This is a genomic window from Undibacterium sp. TJN25, assembly GCF_049339885.1.
Classification (GTDB): domain Bacteria; phylum Pseudomonadota; class Gammaproteobacteria; order Burkholderiales; family Burkholderiaceae_D; genus Undibacterium.
Genome location: NZ_JBMPPM010000001.1, coordinates 80,161 through 106,663 on the forward strand (window position 1 = coordinate 80,161; position 26,503 = coordinate 106,663).

The following is a 26,503-nucleotide window of genomic DNA, read 5'->3' on the forward strand; positions in this document are numbered from 1 at the left end:
ACAATTCGAAATTTTAACCGACTCACTCTGTTTCCTTGTTAAAAAAACGCGAAAGCGGTCCTTAAACAGGATTTTTCAGGCGGGGACACAAATATTCATTACATTGCATGAGCATTGCCGACAATAAAAAAGCCTTCCACGACTACTTCATCGAAGAACAGTTTGAAGCGGGGGTTGTATTACAAGGATGGGAAGTCAAGTCCATACGGGCCGGGCGCGCGCAGCTGAAAGAGGCCTACGTCATTGTCCGCAATGGCGAGATCTTCCTGTTCGGCGCCCATATCGGCGCCCTGCCCACTGCATCCACCCATATCCATCCGGACTCAGTCAGGACGCGCAAGCTGCTGCTGAACGCATCCGAGATAAGCAAGCTGATCGGCAAGGTTGAGCGTTCCGGCTACACGCTGGTGCCACTGGACATGCATTTCAGTAAAGGCATGATCAAATGCCAGATCGGCCTTGCCAAAGGCAAGAAGCAGCACGATAAGCGCGAGACGGAAAAAGAGCGAGATTGGCAGCGGGAACAGCAAAAAGTGATGAAGCAGCACCGCAGGTAGTATCTTGGCCCGCAAGCCGCATTGCAGATGCGGCAGCGAAGCCGGAAGACTCAGCCTGAAGATATAAACGGCTTATACGGTACAGAGAAATAACAAAGCGCGGAATTAACGGCCCGGAACGTAGATGTCGTGGCCGGCTTCGTTGATCTGGCGACGCAGGGCGCGGCGCTCGTCGGGAGTCATGCGGCTGCGTTTTTGATTGGTTTCGGTATTGGCAGCAGATGGGCTGGCCGCAGGCAGGCGCTTATTCTCGGCATGCTCTTCGGCAATCGATTCTTTTTCCATTTTCTTGTCGGCTGCGCGATGGAGTTGCGCTTCTTTCTGCTCAGGCGCCTGGCTTTTTCCGAACGAGAAAAAATTGCCAAAACGTCCAGGTTCAGCAAACGCGGTGACGCTTGCTGCTTGCAGCAGCAACAGGAAAATAAATTTTAAGCGTCTTATATCCATTCCATTTTTCGCAAACAAGCGACTTCCTAGCATTCGATTATCAAGAAAGTTGATATGACATTACGGCAATTATGCGCTAAGTCGGGTGCAGGAGACCAGCATAAACCTGCAATTTTATGCTTAAATCCAACGCTGGGCTTCAAATTAGTCATGCAACTAGTTTATGCGTTGCCGTTCGCATTCCTCCGGCTAATTCGGTAAAGTGTGTAACAGTTTGTAATGAATTAACAAAAAATGACGATCGAATTTGTTTCTGACAGTAACATACCCCTATGAATACTATAGACAACAACCCTGAAAACTCCGCAAGCAGCGGTCCAAAAGCAAAGATACTGGTAGTCGACGATGATGTCCGCCTGAGGGATCTGCTCAGGCGCTACCTGACCGAACAAGGCTTCAATGTAGTAAGCGCGGAAAACGCGCAGGCAATGAACAAGCTGTGGATACGCGAGCGTTATGACCTGCTGGTGCTGGACCTGATGTTGCCCGGCGAAGACGGGCTGGCGATCTGTCGCCGCCTGCGCGGCGCCGGTGACCAGACCCCTATTATCATGCTGACGGCCAAAGGCGAGGAAGTGGACCGCATTATCGGCCTGGAAATGGGCGCCGACGATTACCTGCCCAAGCCTTTCAGCCCGCGCGAGTTGGTGGCCAGGATCAATGCCGTGCTGCGCCGCAAAACACCGGACGAACTGCCGGGCGCGCCTTCCGATGGTCCGCAATCTTTTGAATTCGGCGACTTCGTGCTGGACCTGGCGACCCGCACTTTAAAGAAGAATGGCGAGAACATCGCACTGACTACCGGCGAATTCTCGGTATTGAAAGTATTCGCCCGTCACGCAAGGCAGCCGCTGTCGCGTGAAAAGCTGATGGAGTTGGCCCGCGGCCGCGAATACGAAGTATTCGACCGCAGCCTGGACGTGCAGATATCACGGCTGCGCAAGCTGATCGAACCAGACCCGTCCAATCCCCTGTATATCCAAACGGTATGGGGCCTGGGTTATGTGTTCATTCCGGACGGCCAGTCCCGCCAGTAACATCGAGAGAGCAATACAAATGCCGCTTATTGAATGCGCGCCTATCTAAACAGTTTCGACTGGCTCCTGAGCGGACTTTTCTGGCGCACCTTCTTCCTGCTGACTTTTCTCGTCATGAGCAGTATGGCGGCGTGGTTTGCAAGTTTCCGCATGGTGGAGCGCACGCCGAGGGCGCAGCAGATCGCTGCGCAAATCGTCTCCGTGGTGACCATCACCCGCGCAGCGCTGACCCACTCTGCCCCGGACAAACGCACCGAATTGCTGATCGACCTGGCCAGCAATGAAGGCATACGCATCTATCTGCTGGAAAATACGGACAAGATAGATCCTCCGGAAGAAACACCGATGTATCGCGAACTGCAGGGCCTCGTCAGGGAACGACTGGGCGAGGATACCCGCTTCGCCAAGAAAATGAACAACGTCGCCGGCTTCTGGATCAGCTTTGAGATCGATGGCGACCAGTACTGGCTCAAGCTCGACGAGGGGCGGCTGGAGCCGACCACCGGCCTGCAACTGCTGGGCTGGGCCGCCATCACGCTGTTCCTGACGCTGCTGGGCGCCGCCTTTATTTCCAAGCTGATCAACGAGCCCCTGGCGCGGCTCAGCGGCGCCGCGCGCATGCTGGCCAAGGGCAAGCAGCCCAAAGCCTTACCGGAATCGGGGCCGAACGAAATCAAGGAAACCAATATCAGCTTCAACCAGATGGTGGAAGACCTGGTACGCATAGAATCAGACCGCGCGGTAATCCTGGCCGGTATTTCTCATGACTTGCGCACGCCGCTGGCGCGCATGCAGCTGGAAGTGGAAATGGCCTCGCTGACCGATGAGGCCCGCATCGGCATGCAATCCGACTTGGGCCAGATGGATGCGATCATAGGCCAGTTCCTGGTATATGCGAAGCCGTCGGAAGAACTCAATTTCGACTTCGTCAGCCTGAGCGACATGCTGGAACAGATCGTCGAGGAATATTCCCGCCAGAGTGATATCGTGATACGCGCGGCAATCCACCCGAACATGGAAATCAAGGGCAATACCGTCGAACTGCACCGGCTGTTTACCAACATCATAGAAAACGCCAGGCGCTACGGCAAGACGCTCAATACAGCATTCACGCATGTAGACATCCGCACCAGCTACAAGAACAAGGAAAAGAAGCAAGGCATCATGATCAGCTTCAGGGACCATGGACAGGGCGTGCCGGAAGCAGACTTGCCGCGCCTGCTGAGACCATTTACGAGGGTAGATGCGGCGCGCAGCCAGGCCAACGGTTCCGGCCTGGGGCTGGCAATCGTGGAGCGGATCGTCAAGCGCCACCACGGCAAGCTGAGGATTTCCAACCACGCCAACGGCGGATTTACGGTACTGATCGCCTTTCCCTAGTTCAGTGGCTTTGCAATGCGGGCCCCGTACGACAAAAGGCGGGCAGCTGTACTAGCCTGCCCGCCCCCGCCTTCATCTCCCCTGCCTTTTATCCTGTTTTATTTTTTGCTCTTATTTTCTCACCACATTTTCTGATCGTAATTTCCAACCCTCATTATTTGACGTTCTCGCCGGCCGTCTGCTGAACAGCGGCCAGCTGGTAGGACATGCGCAGCTTGTTGCCACCGGCCAGGGCCAGCGGTGTCGCGCCGGCCACGGTAATCGCCGACGCCGCGCCTTTTGTACTGACCACCGCTGCGTGGGACAAATCCAACGTGCTCCATCCCACTATGCCGGCAACGCCGGCGGCGACTGCAATACCGCTGAAGACCGAAGTGCGCAGCTTGCTCTTGCCGTTTTTGGCCGGCAAGGCGACGGCTACCGGCGCTTCTGACAATATCGCCTCTGCACGATGGCGCCATACCACGCTTTGCTCGGTTTTTTGCGTGAAGCGCGCCAACAGGTCATTGGCGATTGCCTCAGCCTGCTCAGTCTCTTGCTGCAGCTGGCGCTGGGCAGATTCTGCCTGCTGCTGATGCTGCAAACGAAGTTGTTGCTGGCGCTGTTCCAGGTCGGTTGCCTGTGCAGCTGCTTGCTGTGCTGCCAATTGCGCTAGTTGCGCTGCCTGCATGGCTTCCTGCTGTGCATTCATTGCAGCCTGCTCTACATCGACGCCGGCTTGCAATGCTGCAGTGGCTTGCTCTTCCAATGCCAGGCGCTGCTGCAGCAAAACATTCTTTTGCTCTTCCAGCGAATTCTGCAAGGCGACCTCTTCCCGCAGGCTACTTTCCATTGCCTGTTGCTGTTGCAGTGTTTCTGCGAACCGGCGCTGCGCGTCGGCGCGTTCTGCTTCCAGCTGCTGCATTTGCTGTTGCTGCTGCTCCTGCTGTTCCAGTTCCGCGGCGAGCAGCGTTGCGGCCTGCCGTTGCTCCTTGATGTATTTTATTTCCGCCGCATTCAGTTCTTGTTCCAGCTCCAGTCTTTCCTGCGCAGCATGGCGGGCGGCGAGTTCCTGCTGGACGCGCAGTTCGCTTTGGCGCTCCAATTCCTGCTCCAGCTGGGCACGCCGTTCGGATTCGGCAAAAATCATTTTTTCTGCTTCGATTTTTTGCTCTATCGTTGCCAATGCGGCTTTATCCAGTGCAATCGTATCCTGTTCAAGACGCGTCAATTCTTGCGCGGCCAGCAAATTCCGCTGTTCCAGATCGGCACGCTGCAGTTCTGCGCGCTGTAACGACAGCAATTCATTCGCATGCAATTCCGCCAGTTCTGCCGCCTGCTTTGCGGTGCCGGCTTGCTGCTCAGCCAAGTCCGCAGCTTCCCGTTCGCTGGCCAGCCTGGCCTGCACATACTGGTTCGCTTCACGCTCGGCGTTGGCTCTGGCTTCAGAGACAGCCAGCAATTCCTGCTCGGCTTGCAGACGGCTTGTCGCCTCAGCCGTCGCCAGTTCTTCAGCTACCAATTTATTCTGGACCAGACTCAAGGCCTGCAATTCCAACGCAGCGCGCTCATTCTCGGCGTGCGCCAGCACTTCGGCCTCACGCAGTTTGGCGTGCACGGTATCGTTGGCAAGCCTTTGCGCCCGCGCATGCTCCGCCGACTTTGCAAAAAGCTGCTGCTCCGCGGCATGCTTGCCGGCCATGCTGGCAACTGCCTGCTCTTCCAGGTCGGCCCTGGCTTTTGAGGTTTCGGCGATACCGCGCTCCAATGCAGCATGCTGTTCAGCCGCCTGGCATTCGCGCTGATCAGCTTCCAGCCTGGCCTGCAATTCTGCGGCCAGTTGCTGATCGGCCTCGGCCCGTGCTTTTTCCGCTACTGCGGAGTCAACCAGCAGGCGATTTTTATCCTTCAGTGCCTGTGCCGCCTGTTGTTTCATCTGCGCTTCTTCAGCAGACGATGCCAGCCATTCCCGTTCGGCCCGATTCAATTCTTCCGCCGCTGCTTTTGCTTCAGCGTCGGCATTCGCCTTCGCTTGCGCCAGCACCAGTTGTTCTTGCTCCGCTGCCGCCCTTGCCTGGGCTTCCAGCAGGGCTTGCGTCTCAGCGGCCTGCTTTTGCGCCAGTAATTCCAAAGCGGCCTGTTGAGCTTGTACCCTTTGCTGCTGCAGTACTGCAGCAGATTGCTCTTCCTGCAGGCGTTGCGCGGTCAATGCAGCAACCAGCGTTTGCGCGTCGGCGTGTGTCGCCATTTCCTGGTACAGCGCCTGCTCGGCGCGCAGGTTGGCCTCACTGGCAACGCGCGTCTGCCGTTCTACACCCTCCCTGGCATCCGCATATTCTTTCAACAGCTGTTCGGCTTTCAGACTCGCGGCGGCGTCCTGGCGGGCACGCTGCTCCGTAGCCAGTTTTTGGCCGGCAACGCTGATGACTTCTGCATCTGCTGCGGCACGTTCCTGCGCCGCTTTTTCGAGTTCCGCCACCTTATGCAGCTTGGCGACCAGCAATTCCCTGGCTTTGTGCTGGCTATCGGCAAACGTCTTGATATTGGCCTGCAAAACCTGCTCTTGCTCCAACTTTGCCTGGGCGGCGTCGCTGGCGTGCTGCTCTGCCGCTGCACGCGCAACTGCCAGTTCAGCCTGCTCCTGCTCGGCGTGTGCGCGGGCCTGCGCCTGCGCCGCTGCAGCTTGTTCAGCCTGCAAGCGCTCTGCATTGGCGCGCGCTTCCTGCTGCAAGAACAGCGCGCGTTCTTTTTCAGCATGCAGTTTTTCCTCTACCAACGCAAGGTTGCGCTGCTGTTCCAGCGCATTGGCCCTCTCCGTTCCGGCAAGCTGCTCAGCCAGACCTGCCTTGGCGCGTATGGTTACTGCCAGCTCCTGCTCGGAGCGGGTTTTTTCCTGATTTTGTTCCAGCAGTTTTTTTTCAGCGCCGGTGCGCGCAGCGATCGCAGCCAGCAGCTCCTGTTCGGAGCGCAGCTTGGCTTCGCAGACGCCCAGCTGTTCCTGTTCCAGCCGGGCTTTTTCCTGCAGTTCAGTGATCAGTTGCTGTTCAGCCGCCAGTTTTTGCTGCACCAGCGCCAGTGCCCGCTTTTCGGACTCAGCACGTTGGCGCAGTGTTTTACCCAGCTCCACAGCTTCCGCTGCCCTGGCCTGCGCCACAGCGGACGTTTCACGCTGCAAGTCCGCGTGTTCAGTCATTTTTTCCAGGCGCAACTGCTCGGCCTGCAACATGCTTTGACGGGATTCCCTGGCCAACGCCTCCTGCTGCTGGCGCTCGCGCAATACTACGCTATGCTCGCGGTCGATCACGGCGCGTGCGATCACTTCTTCCGCCGCGGCGCGTTCCACTTCCAGCTTTTGCTGCGCAGCCACCACTGCTTCATGCTCTGCCTGCAGCCTGACCTGCTCTACCTTGCCGAGTTCTATCGCCTGGCGGGCTTTCACCAGCGCCAGCCTGGCGGCCTTCTTATGGGTTTCGGCCTGCACTTGCGCCTGCTCCAGTGCGTGGCGCTCTGCCGTCGCCGTGGCTTCCAGCGCCATTCTGGCTTCTTTATCGTGCAATTCCCTGGCTTTCGCCAGCGCTTGCGCTTGCTGCTCGGCGTGCAAGCGTGCTTCCGCTTCCAGCTGAGCAGCCTGTTCCGATTCCAGCTTTTCCTGCGTAGCATGGATCACTTGCTGCACTGCACCGGCGCGCTTGCGCTCCACGTCCAGCTTTTCCTGCATCAACTCAGCGGCGGAACGTTCATCCTCCGCTCGTTGCTGTTCCAGGCGCAGCAGTTCGGCGGCTTGCTCATTCTTTTTAGCGGCGGCGGCAGCGATCTGCTTTTGCAGTTCTGCCTGTTCCAGGTTTTTTTCCAAAATGGCTTTTTCAGCCGAGTATTCCATTTCATGCGCCTGCCGGATTTGCGCATCCACTTCCTGCTGTTCTTTCAGCAGCGCCACCCTTTCTTGCTCCAGCCTTGCCGCTTCTGCCGCGTCTTCTGTTTTTTTCTGTTCTGCCTGCAGTTTTTCCTGAATAGCCTGCACGACTTTTTGCTCTGCTTCGATGCGCAGCTGTTCGGCATGCGCAAGCTCGCGCGCCATTTCCGCCGCCTGGCCAGCTGCGGCGCTGGTTTTTTTCAGCAGTTCCACATGCAACGCGGAAGCAGCCAGGGCCTGCTGTTCCGAATCCGCTTTTTCACGCGCCAGTTCCAGCGATTCAAGTTCCCGCTCGGCACGTTCCTGCGCCAGCATTGCTGCCCTGTGCTCTTCCTGCATGCGCTCGTCTGCGGCCTGGGCCGCGTGATTTTCCAGCATGCCGCGGCGTTGCGCCTGTTCAGCCGCAGCCACTTCCGTGATCAGCCTGCCGCGCGCCACCTCATCGGCCTGCTGCTCTGCTTCCACCCTGTACATCGTGGTGGACTGCAATTCGCGTTCGGCGACTATCCTGGATTCGGTAACGATACGGATTTTTTCCTCAGCGTCGCGGCGGGCCTGTGCCGTGGCGGCGGCGATCAGCTCGGCCTGCTCGCGCTTGACGGCGGCATTGCGCAATTCTGTCTCTGCCTGCAGACGCATCTGTATCGCTTCGCCGGCGCGCCTTTCCGATTCAACACGGGCCTGCGCCATGGCTTCATGTTCCTGCTCCATGGCGACCCTGGCCAGCGCATCTTCGCGGGCACGCACTTCGATCGGTGCCCGGTTGATGGCGAATTCCAGCGCCATTGCATCTGCTTCGTCTCGTTCGCGGCTCATTTGCAGCGCTTCGGTGCGTACTTTCAACAGCATTTCGGCTGTTTCACGGGCTTCACGGTCACGTTTTTCACGCTCCTTGGCCAATTCTGCGATGCGCAGGTCGGCGCGTGCCCTTTCTTCCGCCTCTTGTTTTGCCGCATCGGACGCGGCAAAGCGCGCGGTTGCCCAGTTGCGCGCATTCAGGGTTTCCCTGGCAAGGCCTTCTGCCGCCACCTTGGCCTTGGCGCCAAGGGCGGCGTCGGATTCCATTTGCTCGGCGGCGCGTTTATTGGCTTCTTTTTCCGATTTGGTGCGTTCCTCGGCCTGCTGTTTGGCCAGCGCATCCATCTTGATGCGCTCCTGCAGTTCATGCGTTTCTTCGTTGGCAGCGGTAATCCTGGCCTGGCTGGCTTCGCGCGACAGGCGCTCTGCTTCCACGCGTGCGCGGTTGCTGGAAATCATTTCCTCGTCCAGCTGGGCTTTTTGCTGGGCCAGCGCTGCGGCTTCCGCATCGACCTGGGCGCGGTCTTCCGCCAGGGAACGGGCTCGGGCTTCTGCCAGGACGCGGTTTTCCGCAGCGACGGTGGCACGTGCTTCGGCTTCGACGCGGGCAATCGCCTCGCGTATGCCTTTGACATCTATTCGTGAATTAGACTCAAAAGGAGCTTCCGACGCGTGGAAATCGTCGCGTAAATCGGCATGCGTATCCATGGAAAAGTTGCCCATAGATAGTTTATTTGATAATGCCTTTGCGTCCATTCGGTGCCTCCAATTGAGTGTCGCTCCTATAGCGGAGCTTGCTACCATGGATTATCACAGCACGCGAAGACAAACAATTGATGAAGCAGAATGGGAAAAGCCGCCTATTTCCCGCTTATCCGCCTTTATTACGCAGGCGCGGGCCGGATAGGGGATTAAGCTTCAGACATGGCCGAAATGCTCGAATTCCGTATCGTAGATCTCCAGCAGGCGGCGCGAGCTGATGCGGAAGGCATCCAGCACCTGCGGGTCGAAATGCCCCGGCATGACGCGGCCATCACCGTTCAGGATGATTTCCAGCGCCCTGGTTTGCGTATAGGCGGTCTTGTAGGGCCGCTTGGAACGCAGGGCGTCGTAGACGTCTGCAATCTGCATGATACGGGCAGCCAGCGGAATGTTTTCACCGGCCAGACCGTGCGGATAGCCGCTACCGTCCCAACGCTCATGGTGCCACATGGCGATCTCGCGCCCCATGCTCAGATAGGGAGATTCTCCGCTTTCCAGCATCTTGGCGCCCAGCGCCGAATGGGATTTCATGATTTCCCATTCGTCCGCCTGGAAACTTCCCGGCTTTTGCAGTATCGCATCGGGAATACCTATCTTGCCGACGTCATGCATGGGGCTGGCATAGAAGATCCTCTCGCAGAAATCGGCACTCATGCCCATGGTTTCCGCCAGTTCCACGCAATAGTAGCTGATGCGCTTGACATGGGCGCCGGTTTCCTCATCGCGGTAGGCGGCGGCGCGGTTCATCGTCTGGATGGTTTCGCGATAGCTGGACGTCAACTGCGCGGTGCGCTGCTTGATCTGCCCTTCCAGTATCTGCGTATGGTTGGCCAGGAAATTGGTGTATTCGCGCAGACGCAATAAATTCCTGACCCGGACCCAGAGCTCGGCACGGTCCACCGGCTTGGTCAGGAATTCCTCGGCGCCGACTTCCAGTGCGCGGATTTTGGAATCCCTGTCGTCCAGCGACGTGATCATGATGATGGGGATATTTTTGGTAGCGGAGTCCAGCTTCAGCCGGCGCGCCACTTCGAATCCGTCTATGCCTGGCATGATCAGGTCCAGCAGGATCAGGTCGGGCTTGAAGCTGCCCACCGTTTCCAGCGCCTGCTCGCCGTCTGATGCGGTTTTGGTGAGGTAGCCGCCGGTGCTCAGCACCGCCTCCAGATATTTCAGGTTATGGATATCGTCGTCAACAATGAGTATGCGAGATTCTGTATCGGCCATCATTACTCTCCATTCTTCTCTTGTTTACATCTTTTCTTTCCAGGGTGTTTGCATTACGCCTTTAAAGGCGCCGGATTTCAGATACTGGAGTCCCTTCCCAGGTGCCGCGCAACTTGCGCCAGCAGCTCCGGATAATGGATGGGTTTGGTGATATAGCCGTCGCAGCCGGCGGCAAACATTCTTTCGTCATCGCCTTTCATCGCATAGGCAGTCAGCGCGATGATGGGAATATGTTTGGTGGCCGCATCCGCCTTCAGGATACGGGTTGCCGTCAGACCGTCTGTGCCGGGCAGCTGGATGTCCATCAGGATCAGGTCTGGCAGTTCGTGCCTGGCCTGCTCTATGCCCTGGGCGCCGTCCACCGCCTGTACAACCTGGTAGCCGCCGCTTTCCAGCACGATGACCGCCAGCTTCATATTTGCTTCATTGTCTTCAACGACAAGCACTTTCATCATCACTCTTTCTCCGAGGCTGCAGCGGCAACGGCGGCCAACTGGGTTTGATGCTGTTTGCGGATTTCATCTGTTCATCTGCAATATAAGGCGTATCGTCCTTTGTCAAAGTTTTCTCCCGGCGGCAGCCCGGGGACATAGACAGGGTCTACCTGCAGCAGTATTACAGCCCATGCTGCCAATACCCAAACATTGTCGAGACATTTCCCAGCAGCCACTATTATAGCTATATTAACATTTGCTGCATTGGCGCGCTTCGTTTGCATTTAATCGTGCGGGATGGCCATCGGGGATGACCACAGAAGCAATCATCCGTCAATCCAGATTAGTCGCCAAAGTGCAAATCTGTCAATCTTTTTGACTGCAAAGCAAGAAAATTTAACAATGTACTGTATATGCCGTTTTATTGACGAGCGGACTGGTTTTGGTGAAAAAAAATTGACGTGCCTGCCTGCTGCATATAATAAAGACAGTTAAAAGCATTTCCGTAATCGCCTGCGCCAGCGTAAAATTGAGGTCTGCTGTACCTTCTCATCGCGCCAGGCCACAAGCCCCGGCGCCACCGCTACTCTGCAGCACAGTATTGCTTACCCATTTACGGAGAAACACCTTGTCAGATCACGTGACGGAAATCAGGCACCCCCTGATGCAACACAAGCTGAGCCTCATGCGCAGCAAAGACACTACTACCGACAATTTCCGCCGCCTTCTGCGCGAAATCAGCCAGATGCTGGCCTATGAAGTCACACGCGATCTGCCGCTGGAATCAGTCACGATAGAAACGCCGATGGCAACCATAGAAGCCCCGACCATCAGCGGCAAGAAGCTGTGCGTGATCTCCGTGCTACGGGCCGGCAACGGCATCCTGGATGGCATGCTGGACCTGCTGCCGGCAGCCCGCGTAGGCCACATAGGCCTGTACCGTGATCCGGAAACACTGGAGCCTGTCGAGTATTACTTTAAAGTGCCGGACGACATCGCGGAGCGCCTGGTGATCGTGGTCGACCCCATGCTTGCTACCGGCAACTCTGCCGCTGCCGCCGTCGCCAAGTTGAAGGAACGCGGCGCCGTTACGATGAAGTTCGTCTGCCTGCTGGCAGCGCCTGAAGGCATCAAGGTGATGCAGGCAGCGCACCCCGACGTGCCTATCGTGACAGCATCGGTGGACCAGTGCCTCAATGAACACGGCTACATCATTCCGGGCCTCGGCGACGCGGGCGACCGCCTGTTCGGCACTAAATAATTGTTGATATTTTCCTGATAGCTTTCTCTAACGGTATGGTTCCCGGCCCTGTGCGCCGGGAACTCTTGCGATTGATCCAGACATGAACTCCACCAGCACTACGCCTGCCCCTGTTGCAGCCTCTCCGGCACCTACCCTCCGTTCCAAACTGCCTGAGGTGGGTACGACGATTTTTTCCATCATGTCGGCGCTTGCCGTTGAAAAAAACGCTGTCAACCTGGGCCAGGGCTTCCCGGATTTCGCCTGCGACCCGGCACTGAAAGAGGCGGTATCCGCCGCAATGGCGGCCGACCAGAACCAGTATCCTCCAATGCCGGGTGTGCCCGTGCTGCGCGAGAACATCGCCGCCAAGATAGCTGCCATTTACGGCTACCGGTACGATGCCGCGACCGAGATCACCGTTACTGCGGGAGCGACTCAGGGCATCATGACCATTCTGCTGGCCTGCGTGCACGCAGGCGATGAAGTGATTGTCATCGAGCCGGTCTACGACAGCTACGTGCCATCCATCAGGCTGGCCGGCGGTATCCCGGTATTCGTTTCCATGGAACTGGACCAGCACGGCTACAGCATCCCCTGGGGTAAGGTCGCCGCGGCGATCACGGGGAAAACCAGGCTGATCATGCTGAATTCGCCGCACAACCCCACCGGCTTCGTACTCAGCGCCGCCGACGTGCAGGCACTGGCGGACATCGTGCGCAACACCGGCGTGCTGATCGCCTCCGACGAAGTGTACGAGCACATGGTATACGACGGCCAGCGTCATGAATCGCTGTCGCGACATCCCGAACTGGCGCAGCGCTCGTTTATCATCTCCAGCTTTGGCAAGACCTATCACGTGACGGGGTGGAAGGTCGGCTACGTCGCCGCGCCTGCCGCGCTGATGGCGGAATTTCGCAAAGTGCACCAGTTCAACGTTTTCACCGTCAACACCCCCATGCAGTACGGTCTGGCGCACTACCTGGCGAACCCGGCGCCCTATCTGGACCTGCCGGCGTTTTATCAGCGCAAGCGCGACCTGTTCCGGGACGGCCTGAAAAATTCACGCTTCAGGCTGCTGCCTGCAGGCGGCACGTATTTCCAATGCGTGGACTATACGGCGATTTCAGATCTGCCTGAACTGGAATTTGCGCAATGGCTGACGGCAGAAGTCGGCGTGGCAGCGATCCCTGTATCGGCATTCTATAACCAGCCCAAAGAGTCGGGTATCGTGCGTTTTTGCTTTGCCAAGCAGGATGCGACACTGCAAAAGGCGATTGCCCGTTTGCAGCAGATCTAGGCAAGGCATTGCCAGCCGTCAGCGGCAAAGCTGCCAGGATAAGGCATAAAAAAAAGCAGGGTAATCCCTGCTTTTTTTTGTGATGTTGCAGGCCGCTACGGGCGCTGTTCCTGGCGCGACTTGAGGTTATTGTCCAGCTCATCTATATGCAGTTTGCGCTGATACTTGTTCGCCTCTATGCGTATCCTTTGCAACACCGCGCGGTATTCGCGTCTGTGCGTATTGGCTTCGGCCAGGCAGGAATTGACAAAGAAAACGTCGTAACAGGCTTGCTGCGCCTGCGCGTACCACGACTGCAAGCTCACTTCGTCGGCAGTAACCTGCACCAATGCCGCTTCCGCCGTATCCATCGACTGTATGCTGCCGGCAGCATACCTTGCATCCAGCGCGGCAATTTCCGCTCCCAGTTGCTTGCCCACGGCATCGCTGGCTGGAGGCTCTTTCTTGCCCATTGAGGAACAACCTGCCAGCAACAGGCCGGCCAGCACGCAAGCCGACAACTGAGGGGCTTGAAAAGTACGGAAAATGCGGGCAGCGGGAAGAATCGGTAAAATTTTCATGTTTTCTCGGGTTCAGGCGATCGAATCGGCAATATTGCGCTGATCCGCGTCCATATATTCTTTTGATTGCATTTCTATGATGCGCGAGACCGTCCGGTGGAACTCATTGGACAGCATGCCCTGAGTATACAGCTCTTCCGGCGCAACTTCAGCCGACATGATCAACTTGACCTTGTTATCGTAAAACACGTCGATCAGCCAGGTAAAGCGCCGCGCTTCGGACGACATCGCGGCAGACATCAGCGGCACCGACGACAGTATCACGGTATGGAAACGGCTGGCAATTTCCAGGTAGTCGTTTTGCGAACGCGGACCGCCGCACAAAGTGGCAAAATCGAACCAGATCGCGCTACCCGCTTTGCGCAAGGCGCGCAGGTCGCGGCCCTCTATATTGACACGGGGATCTTCATCGGCAGTTTCGGCGATGCGGCTGAAGGCGGAACGCAGGGCCTTGTCGGTATCCGCCCCCAACGGCGTCAGGTAAGCCTGTACCTGCTCCATCGCGCGCTTGCGATAGTCATTGCCGGAATCCACATTCAGCACGTCCAGGCGCTCCTTGAGCAATGCAATGGTCGGCAGCATACGGTCGCGGTGCAATCCTTCCGGGTACAGCGTATCGGGCTGGTAGTTGGACGTCATCACAAAAGAGACGCCATTGTCGAACAAGGCTTTCAGCAAGTTGTACAGCAGCATCGCATCCGCAACGTCCGACACATGGAATTCGTCAAAACAAATCAGCCGGTATTTCTTGGCGATGCGCCTGGCGACTTCGTCCAGCGGATCGGCGACGCCTTTCAGCTCGTCCAGCTGGCGATGCACGCCGCGCATGAATTCGTGGAAATGCAGGCGGGTCTTGCGCACGACCGGCACCACGGAGTAGAAGCTGTCCATCAGGAAGGATTTACCGCGCCCTACTCCACCCCACATGTAGACACCGCGCGGCACCTCGGGGCGCGTGATCAGCCTGGTCAACCGGTTGGAGCGTTTGGATTTGTACTCCACCCATTCATCGTAAGCTTGTTGCAAGCGGTCCACTGCGCGCTGCTGTGCTGCATCGGCTTGAAAGCCGCGCTGGGTCAGGGCTTCTTGATAAAATTCCAGGACATTCATGATGGATAGGGTCGGCGCCTACCATAAAATCAAGCGGGCTTGGTATGTGAATTCATGCGCAGAACTTGTTGCAGCAACAATCTCTACAGCAATAAAAACAAGAAAGCCGCTGGCAGAAAGCGACTCAGCGGCGATATTCCGGCGCCCGGCATTCCTCCCCGGGACGCCGGCAAGTACTACATCAGAAGTTCAATGCACGCTTGTCAACGGCAAGCGCTGCTTCCTTCGTCGCTTCCGACAGCGAAGGATGGGCGTGGCAGATACGGGCAATATCTTCCGAAGACGCGCGGAACTCCATCGCTACCACGGCTTCTGCAATCAGTTCCGACGCCATAGGGCCGATAATGTGCACGCCGAGGATTTCGTCGGTTTTCGCATCCGCCAGCATTTTCACCATGCCGGAAGTGTCACCCAGCGCGCGTGCTCGGCCATTGGCCATGAACGGGAAAGTGCCTGCCTTGTAGGCAACGCCATCCGCCTTCAGCTGCTGCTCGGTGCGGCCGACCCAGGAGATTTCCGGCGAGGTATAAATAACCCAGGGAATGGTGTTGAAGTTCACATGGCCATGCTGGCCCGCGATACGTTCTGCCACGGCCACGCCTTCTTCTTCCGCCTTGTGCGCCAGCATGGGGCCGCGCACCACGTCGCCGATTGCCCATACGTTAGGCAGGTTGGTTTTGCAATCGCCGTCCACGGCAACAAAGCCGCGTTCATCCAGCTTCAGGCCTATGCTTTCGGCGTTCAGGCCGTTGGTATTCGGGGTGCGGCCAATCGAGATGATCAGCTTGTCGAATACGGCTTTCTGCGCTACGCCCTTCTCATCGGTATAGTTGACTGTCACGTCCGACTTGCCGGTGACGATGTCGCCTATCTTGACACCCAGGCTGATCGCCAAGCCTTGCTTGGTGAACAGCTTGTGCGCTTCCTTGGCGATCTGCTCGTCCACGGCACCGAGGAACACCGGCAGTGCTTCCAATACGGTGACTTCCGCACCCAGGCGGCGCCATACGCTACCCATTTCCAGGCCGATGACGCCGGCGCCGATAACGCCCAGCTTCTTCGGCACGCCGCCGATTGCCAGCGCGCCGTCATTGGACAGGATCAGCTTCTCATCGAAAGCGGCGCCCGGCAATGCGCGCGCATTGGAACCGGTGGCTACGATGATGTGCTTGCCGATGATGGTTTCTTCGGTTTTGCCGGCAACCTTGATTTCATAGCCGCCCTCAGCTGCCTTGACAAAAGAACCCAGGCCGAGGAAAGAAGTCACCTTGTTTTTCTTGAACAGATAGACGATGCCGTCATTATTCTGTTTGACGATGGTGCTCTTGCGCGCCAGCATCTTGCCTACGTCCAGGCCCAAGCCTTTGACTTCGATGCCGTGGTCGGCAAAGGAATGGCCGGCATGCTCATAGTGCTCGGACGATTGCAACAGCGCCTTGGAGGGAATGCAGCCGACGTTGGTGCAAGTGCCGCCCAGCGCCGGGCCGCCCTTGTCATTGGTCCATGCATCGATACATGCAGTGGAAAAACCTAATTGCGCAGCACGGATTGCTGCGACATAGCCGCCAGGGCCGCCGCCGATTACGACGACATCAAATTGTTTGCTCATGGATTTATCCCATATTTTCTGGTGAGGATCACATTCTCAGCTTCAGGCTTCTTCCGGGACGAATATCCACGCGAGGATATACGCCACCACGCCGACGCCGAAATAGAATGTGAACAAGACAAAAATCAAACGCCACACCCAGGATTCCAGCCCGGTGAATTTTCCCAGGCCCCCGCAGATGCCGCCCAGCCATTGGTCGCTGCGGGAGCGGCGGAATTTGCCGAGCTGATTCAGCGGATCGTCGCCGGAGGCGTAAGACGCATCGGCGCCAATGGACGCCAGCAGTTTTTCCTTGGCTTGCGCGAACTCTGCATCTGTCAGTGCTCCCGACAGATGCAGCTCGTGCAGACGTTTGATTTCGTCTGAGATGGACATTACAGGTCCAGTAACAGGCGTGCTGGATCTTCCAGCGCTTCCTTCATTGCTACCAGGCCCAGTACCGCTTCACGGCCATCGATGATACGGTGATCGTAAGACATCGCCAGGTAGTTCATCGGACGCACCACGATCTGGCCGTTTTCCACTACCGCGCGGTCTTTGGTCGCATGCACGCCCAGGATCGCGGATTGCGGCGGGTTGATGATAGGCGTGGACAGCATGGAACCGAAAGTGCCGCCGTTGGAGATCGAGAACGTACCGCCTGTCAGGTCTTCCAATGTCAGCTTGCCTTCTTTTGCCTTGTTGCCGAATTCGCCGATTTTCTTCTCGATTTCAGCGATGGACATCTGGTCCGCATTGCGCAAGATAGGCACTACCAGGCCGCGTGGGGAGCCGACTGCGATACCGATATCGAAGTAGCCGTGGTACACAATGTCGTTGCCGTCAACGGAAGCATTGATGATAGGGTATTTCTTCAGTGCTGCAACCGCTGCCTTGACGAAGAAGGACATGAAGCCCAGCTTGACGCCGTGCTCTTTTTCAAACTTGTCTTTGTACTTGTTGCGCAAGTCGATCACGGGCTGCATGTTGACTTCATTGAAGGTCGTCAAGATGGCGTTGGTCGATTGCGACTGGATCAGGCGTTCCGCGATACGTGCACGCAGGCGGCTCATCGGTACGCGTTCTTCCGGCCTGTCGCCCAGATTAGGCGCCGCGGGAGCGGCAACCTGTTGCAGCGCAGGTTTTGCAGCCGGCGCAGCGATAGGAGCAACCGCCGGAGTCGCTGCCTTGTTGGCAACTGCGCCCAATGCGTCGCCCTTGGTCACGCGGCCATCTTTGCCGGTGCCATCGACCTGGCCTGCTGCCAGATTATTTTCAGACAGGATTTTTGCAGCGGCCGGCATTGCAACGCCAGCGGAAGCCTTGGAGGCCAGCGCATTGATCGCAGCGGCAACCGGGTCAGCGGCAGGTACGGCAGCTACTGTTGCCGATGCCGTTGCGGCAGGCGCAGCCGATACTTCCATCGGGCTGACTTTGGCAGAGCCTTCCGTATCGATCGTGGCGATGATTTCGCCGGCAACGACAGTACTGCCGTCCGGCTTGATAATCTGCGTAATTACGCCAGCTGCAGGCGCAGGCAATTCCAGCACGACCTTGTCGGTTTCTACGTCGATCAGGTTTTCATCGCGGCCGACTGATTCGCCTACTTTTTTATGCCATTGCAACAGTGTCGCTTCTGCGACGGACTCCGATAACTGCGGAACTACTACTTCGATAATTGCCATATTTCTCTCCGTTTCGGTGTAAACCTGCGGCGCACCGGCTTCCGGCGCACCGCGGTGTCATTATTTGGTCAGGACAAAGCCCTTGAGTTTGGAAAATGCAGTTTCCAGCAATGCTTTTTGCTGTGCATAGTGCTTGTCGTAATAACCGACAGCAGGCGACGCACTTGCCGGACGACCAGCATAGGCCAGCTTCTGGCCATCTTCCAGGCTTTCAAAAATATTGTGCTGGATCTGGAACCAAGGTCCCTGATTCTGCGGCTCATCCTGCGCCCAAACCAATTCAGCCAGATTCGGGAATTTCTTCAATTCAGCAACAAAGCTCTTGTGCGGGAAAGGATACAGCTGCTCGATACGCACAATCGCCGTATCGTGCTGTGCACGTTCCTTGCGAGCGTTGACCAGGTCGTAGTAGACCTTGCCGGAGCAGGCAATAACGCGTTTCACTTTCTTAGGATCGATCTTGTCGTCCACTTCGCCGATGACGGTGTGGAAGCTGCCTTTGGCCAGCTCGGACAACGGTGAACCGGCGTCCTTGTTACGCAGCAGCGACTTCGGCGTCATGATCACCAGCGGCTTGCGGAACATGCGGATCATCTGGCGGCGCAGCAAGTGGAAAATCTGTGCGGCCGATGTAGGCTGCACCACTTGCATGTTGTTGTCCGCGCACAGTTGCAGGAAACGCTCAGGACGCGCGGAGGAGTGCTCCGGACCCTGGCCTTCGTAACCGTGCGGCAGCATCATCACCAGACCGGACGCGCGGCCCCACTTCACTTCGCCGGAGCTGATGAACTGGTCGATTACCACCTGGGCGCCGTTGGCGAAATCGCCGAACTGCGCTTCCCAGATCGTCAGCGTATTCGGTTCCGCTGTGGAGTAGCCGTATTCAAAGCCGAGCACTGCCTCTTCTGACAGCACCGAGTCGATGACCGTGAATGGCGCCTGGTTATCGGAAATGTTTTGCAGGGGAATATACGTGCCTGCATCCCAGCGTTCACGGTTCTGGTCATGCAATACCGCATGGCGGTGCACGAACGTACCGCGGCCGGCATCCTGGCCGGTCAGGCGGATACCGTAGCCGGACGATACCAGCGAAGCGTAGGCCAGGTGTTCGCCCATGCCCCAGTCCAGGTTCATCTCGCCGCGGCCCATGGTGGCACGGTCGCCCAATACTTTTTCTACCAGGCTATGCGGCTTGAAGCCTTCAGGCACTGTCGTAATACGCTCTGCCAGACGCTTCAGTTCCGTCATTGGCACGGCGGTATCGGCAGCATCGGTCCACTTGCGGTTCAGGAAAGGAATCCAGTCTACCGCATACTTGTTCTTGAAGTTGGAGATGACAGGATCGACCGTGTGCTTGCCGGCATCCATCGCATCGCGGAAAGCCTTGACCATCTGGTCGCCGCCGTCTGCCGCGATCGTACCTTGCGCCGTCAGCTTGTCCGCATACATCTTGCGGGTGCCTGGGTGCTGCGCAATCTTCTTGTACATCAGCGGCTGGGTCAGTGCAGGCGTATCCTGCTCGTTGTGGCCCAGTTTACGGTAGCAGATGATGTCCACGACCACGTCTTTTTTGAACTCCAGGCGGTAGTCCAGCGCGATTTGCGTCGCCAGGACTACGGCTTCTGGATCATCCGCATTCACGTGCAGTACCGGCGCTTCGATCATTTTTACCACGTCGGAGCAGTACAGTGTGGAGCGGGAATCGCGCGGATCGGAAGTCGTGAAACCGATCTGGTTGTTGATCACGATATGTACCGTGCCGCCCGTGCCGTAACCGCGGGTCTGCGCCAGGTTCAGGGTTTCCATGACTACGCCCTGCCCTGCAAACGCAGCATCGCCGTGTACCAGGATAGGCAGAACCTGCGCGCCGTCCTTGTCGCCGCGGCGTTCCATGCGCGCCTTGACGGAACCCTCGACCACTGGATTAACAATTTCCAGATGGGATGGGTTGAACGCCAGCGACAGGTGGACCGGGCCGCCTGGGGTGGAGATGTCGGACGAGAAACCCTGGTGGTATTTGACGTCGCCTGCAGGCAGGTCGTCGCCGTGCTTGCCTTCGAACTCGGCAAACAGGTCTTGCGGCATTTTGCCCAGTGTATTGACCAACACGTTCAGACGGCCGCGGTGGGCCATGCCGATAACGATTTCCTGCACGCCGCGTTCGCCTGCGCGCTGGATAGTCTCATCCATGGAAACGATGAAGCTTTCGCCACCTTCCAGCGAGAAACGTTTTTGGCCTACATACTTGGTATGCAAATAGCGCTCAAGGCCTTCGGCTGCGGTCAGCCGGTCCAGGATGTGTTTTTTCTTTTCTACAGAAAATGCAGGCGTGGAACGGATGGATTCCAGCTTTTGTTGCAACCAGCGTTTCTCGGTAGGATCGCTGATGTACATGAATTCTGCACCGATGGAACGGCAGTAGGTATCACGCAAGGCATTCAGCAAATCGCGCAGGGATGCAGTTTCACCGCCAAAATAGGTATGGCTGATATTGAACTGCAGATCCATGTCGGCATCGGTAAAACCGTAGAAGCTTGGTTCCAGCTCAGGGATAGAAGGACGTTCCTGGCGTTGCAGTGGATCCAGGTTGGCCCAGTGGCTGCCCAGGAAGCGGTACGCGCCGATCAATTGCTGCGCTGCGACACGCTTGCGGCCCATTTCAGCGCTGTCTGCACCGGCAGTAACCCGGACAGGACCTTGCTTGGCGCGCTCGGCGAACGAGGCGATTACAGGCGCATGTGCTACGTCGGGTTTGGCGGAGCCGTCTACCGCAGGGACATTTTGCATCGCATCGAAATATGCGCGCCAGTTGTCGGGTACCGAGCCGGGATTATTGAGATACGCTTCGTATAACTCCTCGACGTACGGCGCATTGCCGCCGAACAGGTAGGAGTTGGCGTTATATTGTTGCATCATCTTGCTCACCTTTCTTCGCGTTTCGCGAGATTAGCGGGTTAATCTAACCTTCCGCGACACGGCCTGACCGGTTAGCGGATTGCACATCAAGTTGTGGGGAAGGGCTTTTTTCAAACAACCCCATTCTCAAATCAAAAATTTCATTTCTGATGCTAAAACGATAATTTTTTTGAATTAAAAATGATGGTGGATCTAAAATTTCTCTATCGTGCCGAAGCATAGCACACTACGCAAAAAAAAAGCGAGCCATCAAGGCCCGCTTATTCTACTCCTCATTCATTCTGTGCGTAGCAGCTTTGCACAGGCCGAATTAACCGCGTTCCGCGATAGGCGGCACTTTGCGGGTTGGCGAGCCGACGAACAACTGGCGTGGGCGGCCGATTTTTTGTTCTGGATCAGAAATCATTTCTTTCCATTGCGCGATCCAGCCTACTGTACGTGCCAGCGCAAAGATGCCGGTGAACAGCGACGTTGGAATACCCAGGGCGCGCTGCACGATGCCGGAGTAGAAGTCGACGTTCGGATACAGTTTGCGGGAGACGAAGTATTCATCTTCCAGCGCAATTTTTTCCAACGCCATCGCCAGCTTGAACAGAGGATCGTCTTGCAGACCCAGTTCTTGCAGCACTTCGTAGCAAGTTTCACGCATCAGTTTGGCGCGCGGATCGTAGTTTTTGTAAACACGGTGACCGAAGCCCATCAATTTGACGCCGGAGTTCTTGTCTTTGACTTGCTTGATAAACTCAGGAATGTTGTCCACGCTACCGATTTTGGTCAGCATATCCAGCGCTGCTTCGTTCGCGCCGCCATGGGCAGGGCCCCACAGGCAGGCGATGCCGGCTGCGATACAGGCGAAAGGATTGGCGCCGGAGGAGCCAGCCAGGCGCACGGTCGATGTCGACGCATTTTGCTCGTGGTCTGCATGCAGGATCAGGATACGGTCCAGCGCGCGCACCAGCACTTCGTTGACCTTGTATGGCTCGCACGGATTGGAGAACATCATGTACATGAAATTCGCGCTGTACGACAGGTCATTGCGTGGATAGACGAAAGGCTGGCCGATCGAATATTTATACGCCATTGCAACCAGCGTAGGCATCTTGGCGATCAGGCGGATCGCGGATACTTCGCGGTGATGCGGGTCATTGATGTCCAGCGAATCATGGTAGAACGATGCGAGCGCGCCGACTGTGCCAACGAGTACCGACATCGGATGCGCGTCGCGGCGGAAGCCGCGGAAGAAGAATTGCATCTGTTCGTGCACCATTGTGTGCTTGGTCACGGTGTCGACGAATTCAGTTTTTTGCGCAGCAGTCGGCAATTCGCCGTTCAGCAGCAGGTAGCAGGTTTCCATGAAATCGCCGCCATTGACTGCCAGTTGCTCAATCGGGTAACCGCGATACAGCAACTCGCCCTTGTCGCCGTCGATATAGGTAATGGAAGAATTGCACGCCGCGGTGGACATGAAGCCCGGGTCATAGGTGAACATGCCGGTAGCGCCGTACAGCTTGCGGATATCGATTACATCAGGGCCAACCGTGCCTTTGTAAATAGGCATTTCCAGCGATGGGGAACCATCGGAAAAAGATAGGGTTGCTTTTGTTTCTGAGTTAGTCATGGCTCTTCCCTAGAGGTGAGACGTTAATCAAAAAAAACACGAAAAGATTCATTCCCGTATTTCATGCGGCTTGCAGGCGTAGCAGCAAGGTCCGGACATGCGGAAGATCGACCTCCCCTTCCGGCTGCTTTTTCGCCAAGATCAGATCCATCAAAACATTATCGGACAGCTCCATCAGGCGGCTGAATGCATCCACCTCATCATCCGTCAGGGATTCCTCGTGGGCATCCAGGAAACGAGTCAGTATCAGATCATTTTCCAGAAGTCCGCGACGGGCGCGCCACCGGAGACGGGCACGTTTGACGGGATCACTTTGATGGCTTATCGACATACTTTGCTTCTTCAATCTCTATGCATATTTCATGCAATTCTTGGAACCTGTACGGCATTCTACTGCGAAGGCGTTTTCGAAGTTTGGGACATCCCTTCTACTTTACCGGAAAGAAATCTCCGGTATTCGCTTCCCCGCCCACAGATTCACCGGCGCTAGCCAACACGCCAAAAACCGCATGAAATAAGGGCGGAATCCAGCTTGCCGGATTCCGCTCTCGTGGTGTTATACAGCGCGGCGAACCATAAGTTCCTTGATCTTGCCAATTGCCTTGGTAGGATTCAGGCCTTTAGGGCAAACGTCCACGCAATTCATGATGGTATGACAGCGGAACAGGCGATACGGATCTTCCAAATTGTCCAGGCGGGCACCCGTTGCTTCGTCGCGCGAATCGGCGATGAAGCGGTAGGCCTGCAGCAGGCCGGCCGGGCCGACGAACTTGTCCGGATTCCACCAGAAAGACGGGCACGACGTCGAGCAGCAGGCGCACAGGATGCACTCATACAGGCCGTCCAGCTCTTCGCGTTCCGCAGGAGTCTGCAGACGCTCTTTTTCCGGAGGAATTGATTCATTCATCAGGTAAGGCTTGATCGAATTGTATTGCTTGAAGAACTGCGTCATGTCAACGATCAGGTCGCGGATGACAGGCAGGCCCGGCAAAGGACGCAAGACGATAGGCTCGGACAGTTCGTTCAGGTTGGTGGTGCAGGCCAGACCATTTTTGCCGTTGATATTCATCGCGTCGGAACCGCACACGCCTTCACGGCATGAGCGGCGCAACGCCAGCGAATCATCCACGTCGGCCTTGATGCGTTGCAGCGCGTCCAGCAGCATCTTGTCCGTGTCTTGCAACTCCACGGTCAGATCCTGCATGTAAGGCTTTGCATCCTTGTCCGGATCGTAGCGGTAGATTTTAAATTTGAGTGTGCGTGCCATATGGGTTCTCTTCGAATTTCTCTTAGAATGTACGTGCCTTAGGCTTGAATGTTTCCACTGTCAGCGGCTTGAGATTGACTGGCTTGTAATCCAGGCGGTTGCCTTCGGAATACCACAGCGTGTGCTTCATCCAGTTTTCGTCGTCGCGCTTTTCGTAATCGCGGTGCGCATGCGCGCCGCGCGATTCTTTACGGGCAGCGGCGGAGGTAATGGTTGCCTTCGCGGTTTCGATCAGGTTGTCCAGCTCCAGCGCTTCTACACGTGCGGTGTTGAACACTTTGGACTTATCCTTGAAGGAAACATGCTTACGGCGCTCATCGAGCTCCATGACTTCCTTGTAGCCTTCCTGCAGCAATTCGTCGGTACGAAACACGCCGCAGTGATGCTGCATGGTCTTGCGGATGGCATTAGCCACATCCTGCACGCGCTCGCCGCCGGTGCTGTTTTCCAGCTTGGACAAACGCGACAGCGCCAGATCGGCTGCATCGGCAGGCAGATCCTTGTTGCTGCGTTCCTTGAGCTTGCTTGCCACCACGTGGTTGCCCGCAGCACGGCCGAACACCAGCAGATCCAGCAGCGAATTGGTACCCAGGCGGTTGGCGCCGTGCACCGATACGCAGGCGCATTCGCCGATCGCATACAGACCGTTGACGATCTCGCTGCTACCGTTTTTAGGCGCGATGACCTGGCCGTGGATATTGGTTGGAATGCCGCCCATTTGATAATGGATGGTCGGCACGACAGGGATAGGCTCCTTGGTCGCATCGACGTTGGCAAACTTGTGCGCAATTTCCAGGATGGACGGCAGGCGCTTCTGGATGGTGTCGGCGCCGATATGGCGCAGATCCAGCATCACGTGATCCTTGTTCGGTCCGCAGCCGCGACCTTCCTTGATTTCCTGGTCCATGGAGCGCGATACGAAATCGCGCGGAGCCAGATCTTTCAAGGTAGGTGCATAGCGCTCCATGAAGCGCTCGCCCTGGCTGTTCACCAGGATACCGCCTTCGCCGCGCACGCCTTCAGTAATCAGCACGCCCGCACCGGCAACACCGGTAGGATGGAACTGCCAGAACTCCATGTCTTCCAGCGGCAGGCCTGCGCGCGCCGCCATGCCCATGCCGTCGCCGGTATTGATGAAGGCATTGGTCGAAGCAGCCCAGATACGGCCTGCGCCGCCGGTTGCAAAAATCGTCGTTTTGGCTTCCAGCATCATGACTTCGCCGGTTTCCATTTCCAGCGCCACTACGCCGAGCACATCGCCGGCTGCATCGCGGATCAAGTCGATCGCCATCCATTCCACGAAGAAATGGGTGCGCGCGCGCACATTGCGCTGATACAGCGTGTGCAGCAATGCGTGGCCGGTTCGGTCGGCTGCGGCGCAAGCGCGCTGCACCGGTTTTTCACCGAAGTTGGCGGTATGTCCGCCGAACGGACGCTGGTAAATCGTGCCATCGGCATTGCGGTCGAAAGGCATGCCGAAATGCTCCAGCTCGTATACGACTTTCGGCGCTTCGCGGCACATGAATTCGATCGCGTCCTGGTCGCCGAGGTAATCGGAGCCCTTGACGGTATCGAACATGTGCCAGTACCAGCTGTCTTCCGACATATTGCCGAGCGAGGCGCCAATGCCGCCTTGCGCAGCAACAGTGTGCGAGCGGGTAGGAAATACCTTGGACAGTACGGCGACGTTCAGGCCGGCTTCTGCCAATTGCAGCGAAGCGCGCATGCCGGAACCGCCAGCACCAATGATGACCGCATCGAAGCGGCGGGATGGAATTGTGGATTTAATTGCTGCCACGGTTACACTCTCCACAGAATCTGTGCCGCATATCCGACACAAATGACGAGCCACAGGATAGTGGCAACTTGAAATACCAGACGCAGAGCGACAGAATGCGTTACGTAATCCATCCAGATATCACGCATACCGACCCAGGCGTGATAGAACAGGCAGACGAACACGGCGAACGTCGCCAGCTTGAACCACTGCATTGCGAAAATGCCGGCCCAGCCCTCATAAGTAAAATTACTTCCGGTCAGGAACAGCACCAGCAGCAGCACGGTGTACAGCGCCATGACGATCGCGGTGACGCGTTGCGCCAGCCAGTCGCGCAGGCCGTAATGCGCGCCTACGACGAGGCGGTTAGGGCCGATATTATTATTTGCCATCAGAATGCTCCAAACAATTTCAACGCTACCAGCGCGGTCAGAACCAGGCTGATCACCAGTACGCCGACGGCGGATTGGCGCGCACTATTTTTGTCCAGGCCCACGTGCAGATCCATGAACAAATGGCGGATGCCCGCACAAAAATGATGCAGGTAAGCCCACGACAAAGCCAGGATGACCAGCTTGACGAAGACGTTTGAGGTAAAAGCCTGGAAATAGGAAAATGAATTTTCCGACGTGACGCTCTTGTCGAGCAGGTACAGAATGAACGGCAGCAATACGAACATCAGCAGTCCGCTGATGCGGTGCAATATGGAGACAAATCCGGCTAACGGCAGCCTGTAACTGGCCGCATCTGTCAGCCGCATTACACCAAATCGCGGCTTAGGTTTCACAACTTCAGACATAAATAATCTCCCCATTAACTAGTCTGTAAACGAACTTTGCAATTTTCGCCTATTTTGATGCGATGCACCAACAAAAAAAGCCCGAAATCCGCAAAATACCGATATCTTA

21 protein-coding genes are annotated in these 26,503 nt (G+C 56.8%); 5 read left to right on the forward strand and 16 right to left on the reverse strand.

The window, feature by feature from the left end:
• Positions 1–107: 107 nt before the first annotated feature.
• The gene (smpB, locus tag ACO0LO_RS00335) at positions 108–557 is read left to right on the forward strand and encodes an SsrA-binding protein SmpB (RefSeq protein ID WP_422962206.1); all 450 of its coding nucleotides are present in this window, start codon (positions 108–110) and stop codon (positions 555–557) included.
• A 105-nt stretch (positions 558–662) separates the two neighbouring features.
• Here the strand turns inward: smpB and ACO0LO_RS00340 are convergent, their stop codons facing one another.
• Positions 663–1,022: a hypothetical protein gene (locus ACO0LO_RS00340; protein ID WP_422962207.1), complete on the reverse strand. Its 360-nt coding sequence runs from the start codon at positions 1,020–1,022 to the stop codon at positions 663–665.
• Positions 1,023–1,276: 254 nt separating this feature from the next.
• Here ACO0LO_RS00340 and ompR point away from each other — a divergent pair, with 254 nt between their 5' ends.
• On the forward strand, positions 1,277–2,041 hold the full coding sequence (gene ompR, locus ACO0LO_RS00345; protein ID WP_422962208.1) for a two-component system response regulator OmpR: 765 nt from the start codon (positions 1,277–1,279) through the stop codon (positions 2,039–2,041).
• 33 nt (positions 2,042–2,074) lie between these two features.
• Entirely contained in the window at positions 2,075–3,421 is a 1,347-nt protein-coding gene (locus ACO0LO_RS00350; protein WP_422962209.1) for an ATP-binding protein, read from the forward strand.
• A 154-nt stretch (positions 3,422–3,575) separates the two neighbouring features.
• Here the strand turns inward: ACO0LO_RS00350 and ACO0LO_RS00355 are convergent, their stop codons facing one another.
• The 3 genes from ACO0LO_RS00355 to ACO0LO_RS00365 all read right to left on the reverse strand — a co-directional run bounded on the left by ACO0LO_RS00355 (position 3,576) and on the right by ACO0LO_RS00365 (position 10,555).
• Positions 3,576–8,819 carry a hypothetical protein gene (locus tag ACO0LO_RS00355; RefSeq protein ID WP_422962210.1) on the reverse strand — a complete coding sequence of 1,748 codons (5,244 nt, stop codon included), beginning with the start codon at positions 8,817–8,819 and terminating at the stop codon, positions 3,576–3,578.
• A gap of 210 nt (positions 8,820–9,029) precedes the next feature.
• Positions 9,030–10,103: a response regulator gene (locus tag ACO0LO_RS00360; RefSeq protein ID WP_422962211.1), complete on the reverse strand. Its 1,074-nt coding sequence runs from the start codon at positions 10,101–10,103 to the stop codon at positions 9,030–9,032.
• Between the two features lie 74 nt (positions 10,104–10,177).
• Positions 10,178–10,555: a response regulator gene (locus ACO0LO_RS00365; protein ID WP_422962212.1), complete on the reverse strand. Its 378-nt coding sequence runs from the start codon at positions 10,553–10,555 to the stop codon at positions 10,178–10,180.
• Between the two features lie 580 nt (positions 10,556–11,135).
• Here ACO0LO_RS00365 and upp point away from each other — a divergent pair.
• Both upp and ACO0LO_RS00375 read left to right on the forward strand, forming a co-directional pair.
• Positions 11,136–11,795, forward strand: coding sequence for a uracil phosphoribosyltransferase (gene upp / locus ACO0LO_RS00370; protein WP_422962213.1), 660 nt, complete (start codon positions 11,136–11,138; stop codon positions 11,793–11,795).
• An 82-nt stretch (positions 11,796–11,877) separates the two neighbouring features.
• Complete coding sequence (locus tag ACO0LO_RS00375; RefSeq protein WP_422962214.1) at positions 11,878–13,074, forward strand: pyridoxal phosphate-dependent aminotransferase; 1,197 nt, start codon at positions 11,878–11,880, stop codon at positions 13,072–13,074.
• Positions 13,075–13,169: 95 nt separating this feature from the next.
• Here ACO0LO_RS00375 and ACO0LO_RS00380 read toward each other — a convergent pair whose 3' ends face one another.
• From ACO0LO_RS00380 to sdhC, 12 genes are all read right to left on the reverse strand, one after another.
• Positions 13,170–13,634, reverse strand: coding sequence for a hypothetical protein (locus ACO0LO_RS00380; protein ID WP_422962215.1), 465 nt, complete (start codon positions 13,632–13,634; stop codon positions 13,170–13,172).
• A 12-nt stretch (positions 13,635–13,646) separates the two neighbouring features.
• Entirely contained in the window at positions 13,647–14,744 is a 1,098-nt protein-coding gene (zapE, locus tag ACO0LO_RS00385) for a cell division protein ZapE (protein WP_422962216.1), read from the reverse strand.
• Between the two features lie 181 nt (positions 14,745–14,925).
• Positions 14,926–16,353 carry a dihydrolipoyl dehydrogenase gene (gene lpdA / locus ACO0LO_RS00390; RefSeq protein ID WP_422962217.1) on the reverse strand — a complete coding sequence of 476 codons (1,428 nt, stop codon included), beginning with the start codon at positions 16,351–16,353 and terminating at the stop codon, positions 14,926–14,928.
• A 42-nt stretch (positions 16,354–16,395) separates the two neighbouring features.
• On the reverse strand, positions 16,396–16,728 hold the full coding sequence (locus tag ACO0LO_RS00395) for a PspC domain-containing protein (protein ID WP_422962218.1): 333 nt from the start codon (positions 16,726–16,728) through the stop codon (positions 16,396–16,398).
• Positions 16,728–18,017: a 2-oxoglutarate dehydrogenase complex dihydrolipoyllysine-residue succinyltransferase gene (odhB, locus tag ACO0LO_RS00400; RefSeq protein WP_422962219.1), complete on the reverse strand. Its 1,290-nt coding sequence runs from the start codon at positions 18,015–18,017 to the stop codon at positions 16,728–16,730. The genes ACO0LO_RS00395 and odhB overlap by 1 nt, the downstream gene beginning before the upstream one ends.
• 60 nt (positions 18,018–18,077) lie before the next feature.
• The gene (locus ACO0LO_RS00405) at positions 18,078–20,933 is read right to left on the reverse strand and encodes a 2-oxoglutarate dehydrogenase E1 component (RefSeq protein ID WP_422962220.1); all 2,856 of its coding nucleotides are present in this window, start codon (positions 20,931–20,933) and stop codon (positions 18,078–18,080) included.
• Between the two features lie 310 nt (positions 20,934–21,243).
• Positions 21,244–22,551: a citrate synthase gene (gltA, locus tag ACO0LO_RS00410; RefSeq protein ID WP_422962221.1), complete on the reverse strand. Its 1,308-nt coding sequence runs from the start codon at positions 22,549–22,551 to the stop codon at positions 21,244–21,246.
• Positions 22,552–22,612: 61 nt separating this feature from the next.
• Positions 22,613–22,882 carry a succinate dehydrogenase assembly factor 2 gene (locus ACO0LO_RS00415; protein ID WP_422962802.1) on the reverse strand — a complete coding sequence of 90 codons (270 nt, stop codon included), beginning with the start codon at positions 22,880–22,882 and terminating at the stop codon, positions 22,613–22,615.
• A 225-nt stretch (positions 22,883–23,107) separates the two neighbouring features.
• On the reverse strand, positions 23,108–23,818 hold the full coding sequence (locus tag ACO0LO_RS00420) for a succinate dehydrogenase iron-sulfur subunit (RefSeq protein ID WP_422962222.1): 711 nt from the start codon (positions 23,816–23,818) through the stop codon (positions 23,108–23,110).
• Between the two features lie 22 nt (positions 23,819–23,840).
• Complete coding sequence (gene sdhA / locus ACO0LO_RS00425) at positions 23,841–25,616, reverse strand: succinate dehydrogenase flavoprotein subunit (protein WP_422962223.1); 1,776 nt, start codon at positions 25,614–25,616, stop codon at positions 23,841–23,843.
• A 2-nt stretch (positions 25,617–25,618) separates the two neighbouring features.
• Complete coding sequence (sdhD, locus tag ACO0LO_RS00430) at positions 25,619–25,987, reverse strand: succinate dehydrogenase, hydrophobic membrane anchor protein (RefSeq protein ID WP_394779455.1); 369 nt, start codon at positions 25,985–25,987, stop codon at positions 25,619–25,621.
• Complete coding sequence (gene sdhC / locus ACO0LO_RS00435; RefSeq protein WP_422962224.1) at positions 25,987–26,394, reverse strand: succinate dehydrogenase, cytochrome b556 subunit; 408 nt, start codon at positions 26,392–26,394, stop codon at positions 25,987–25,989. Before sdhC ends, sdhD begins: the two co-directional genes overlap by 1 nt.
• Between the last annotated feature and the right edge of the window lie 109 nt (positions 26,395–26,503).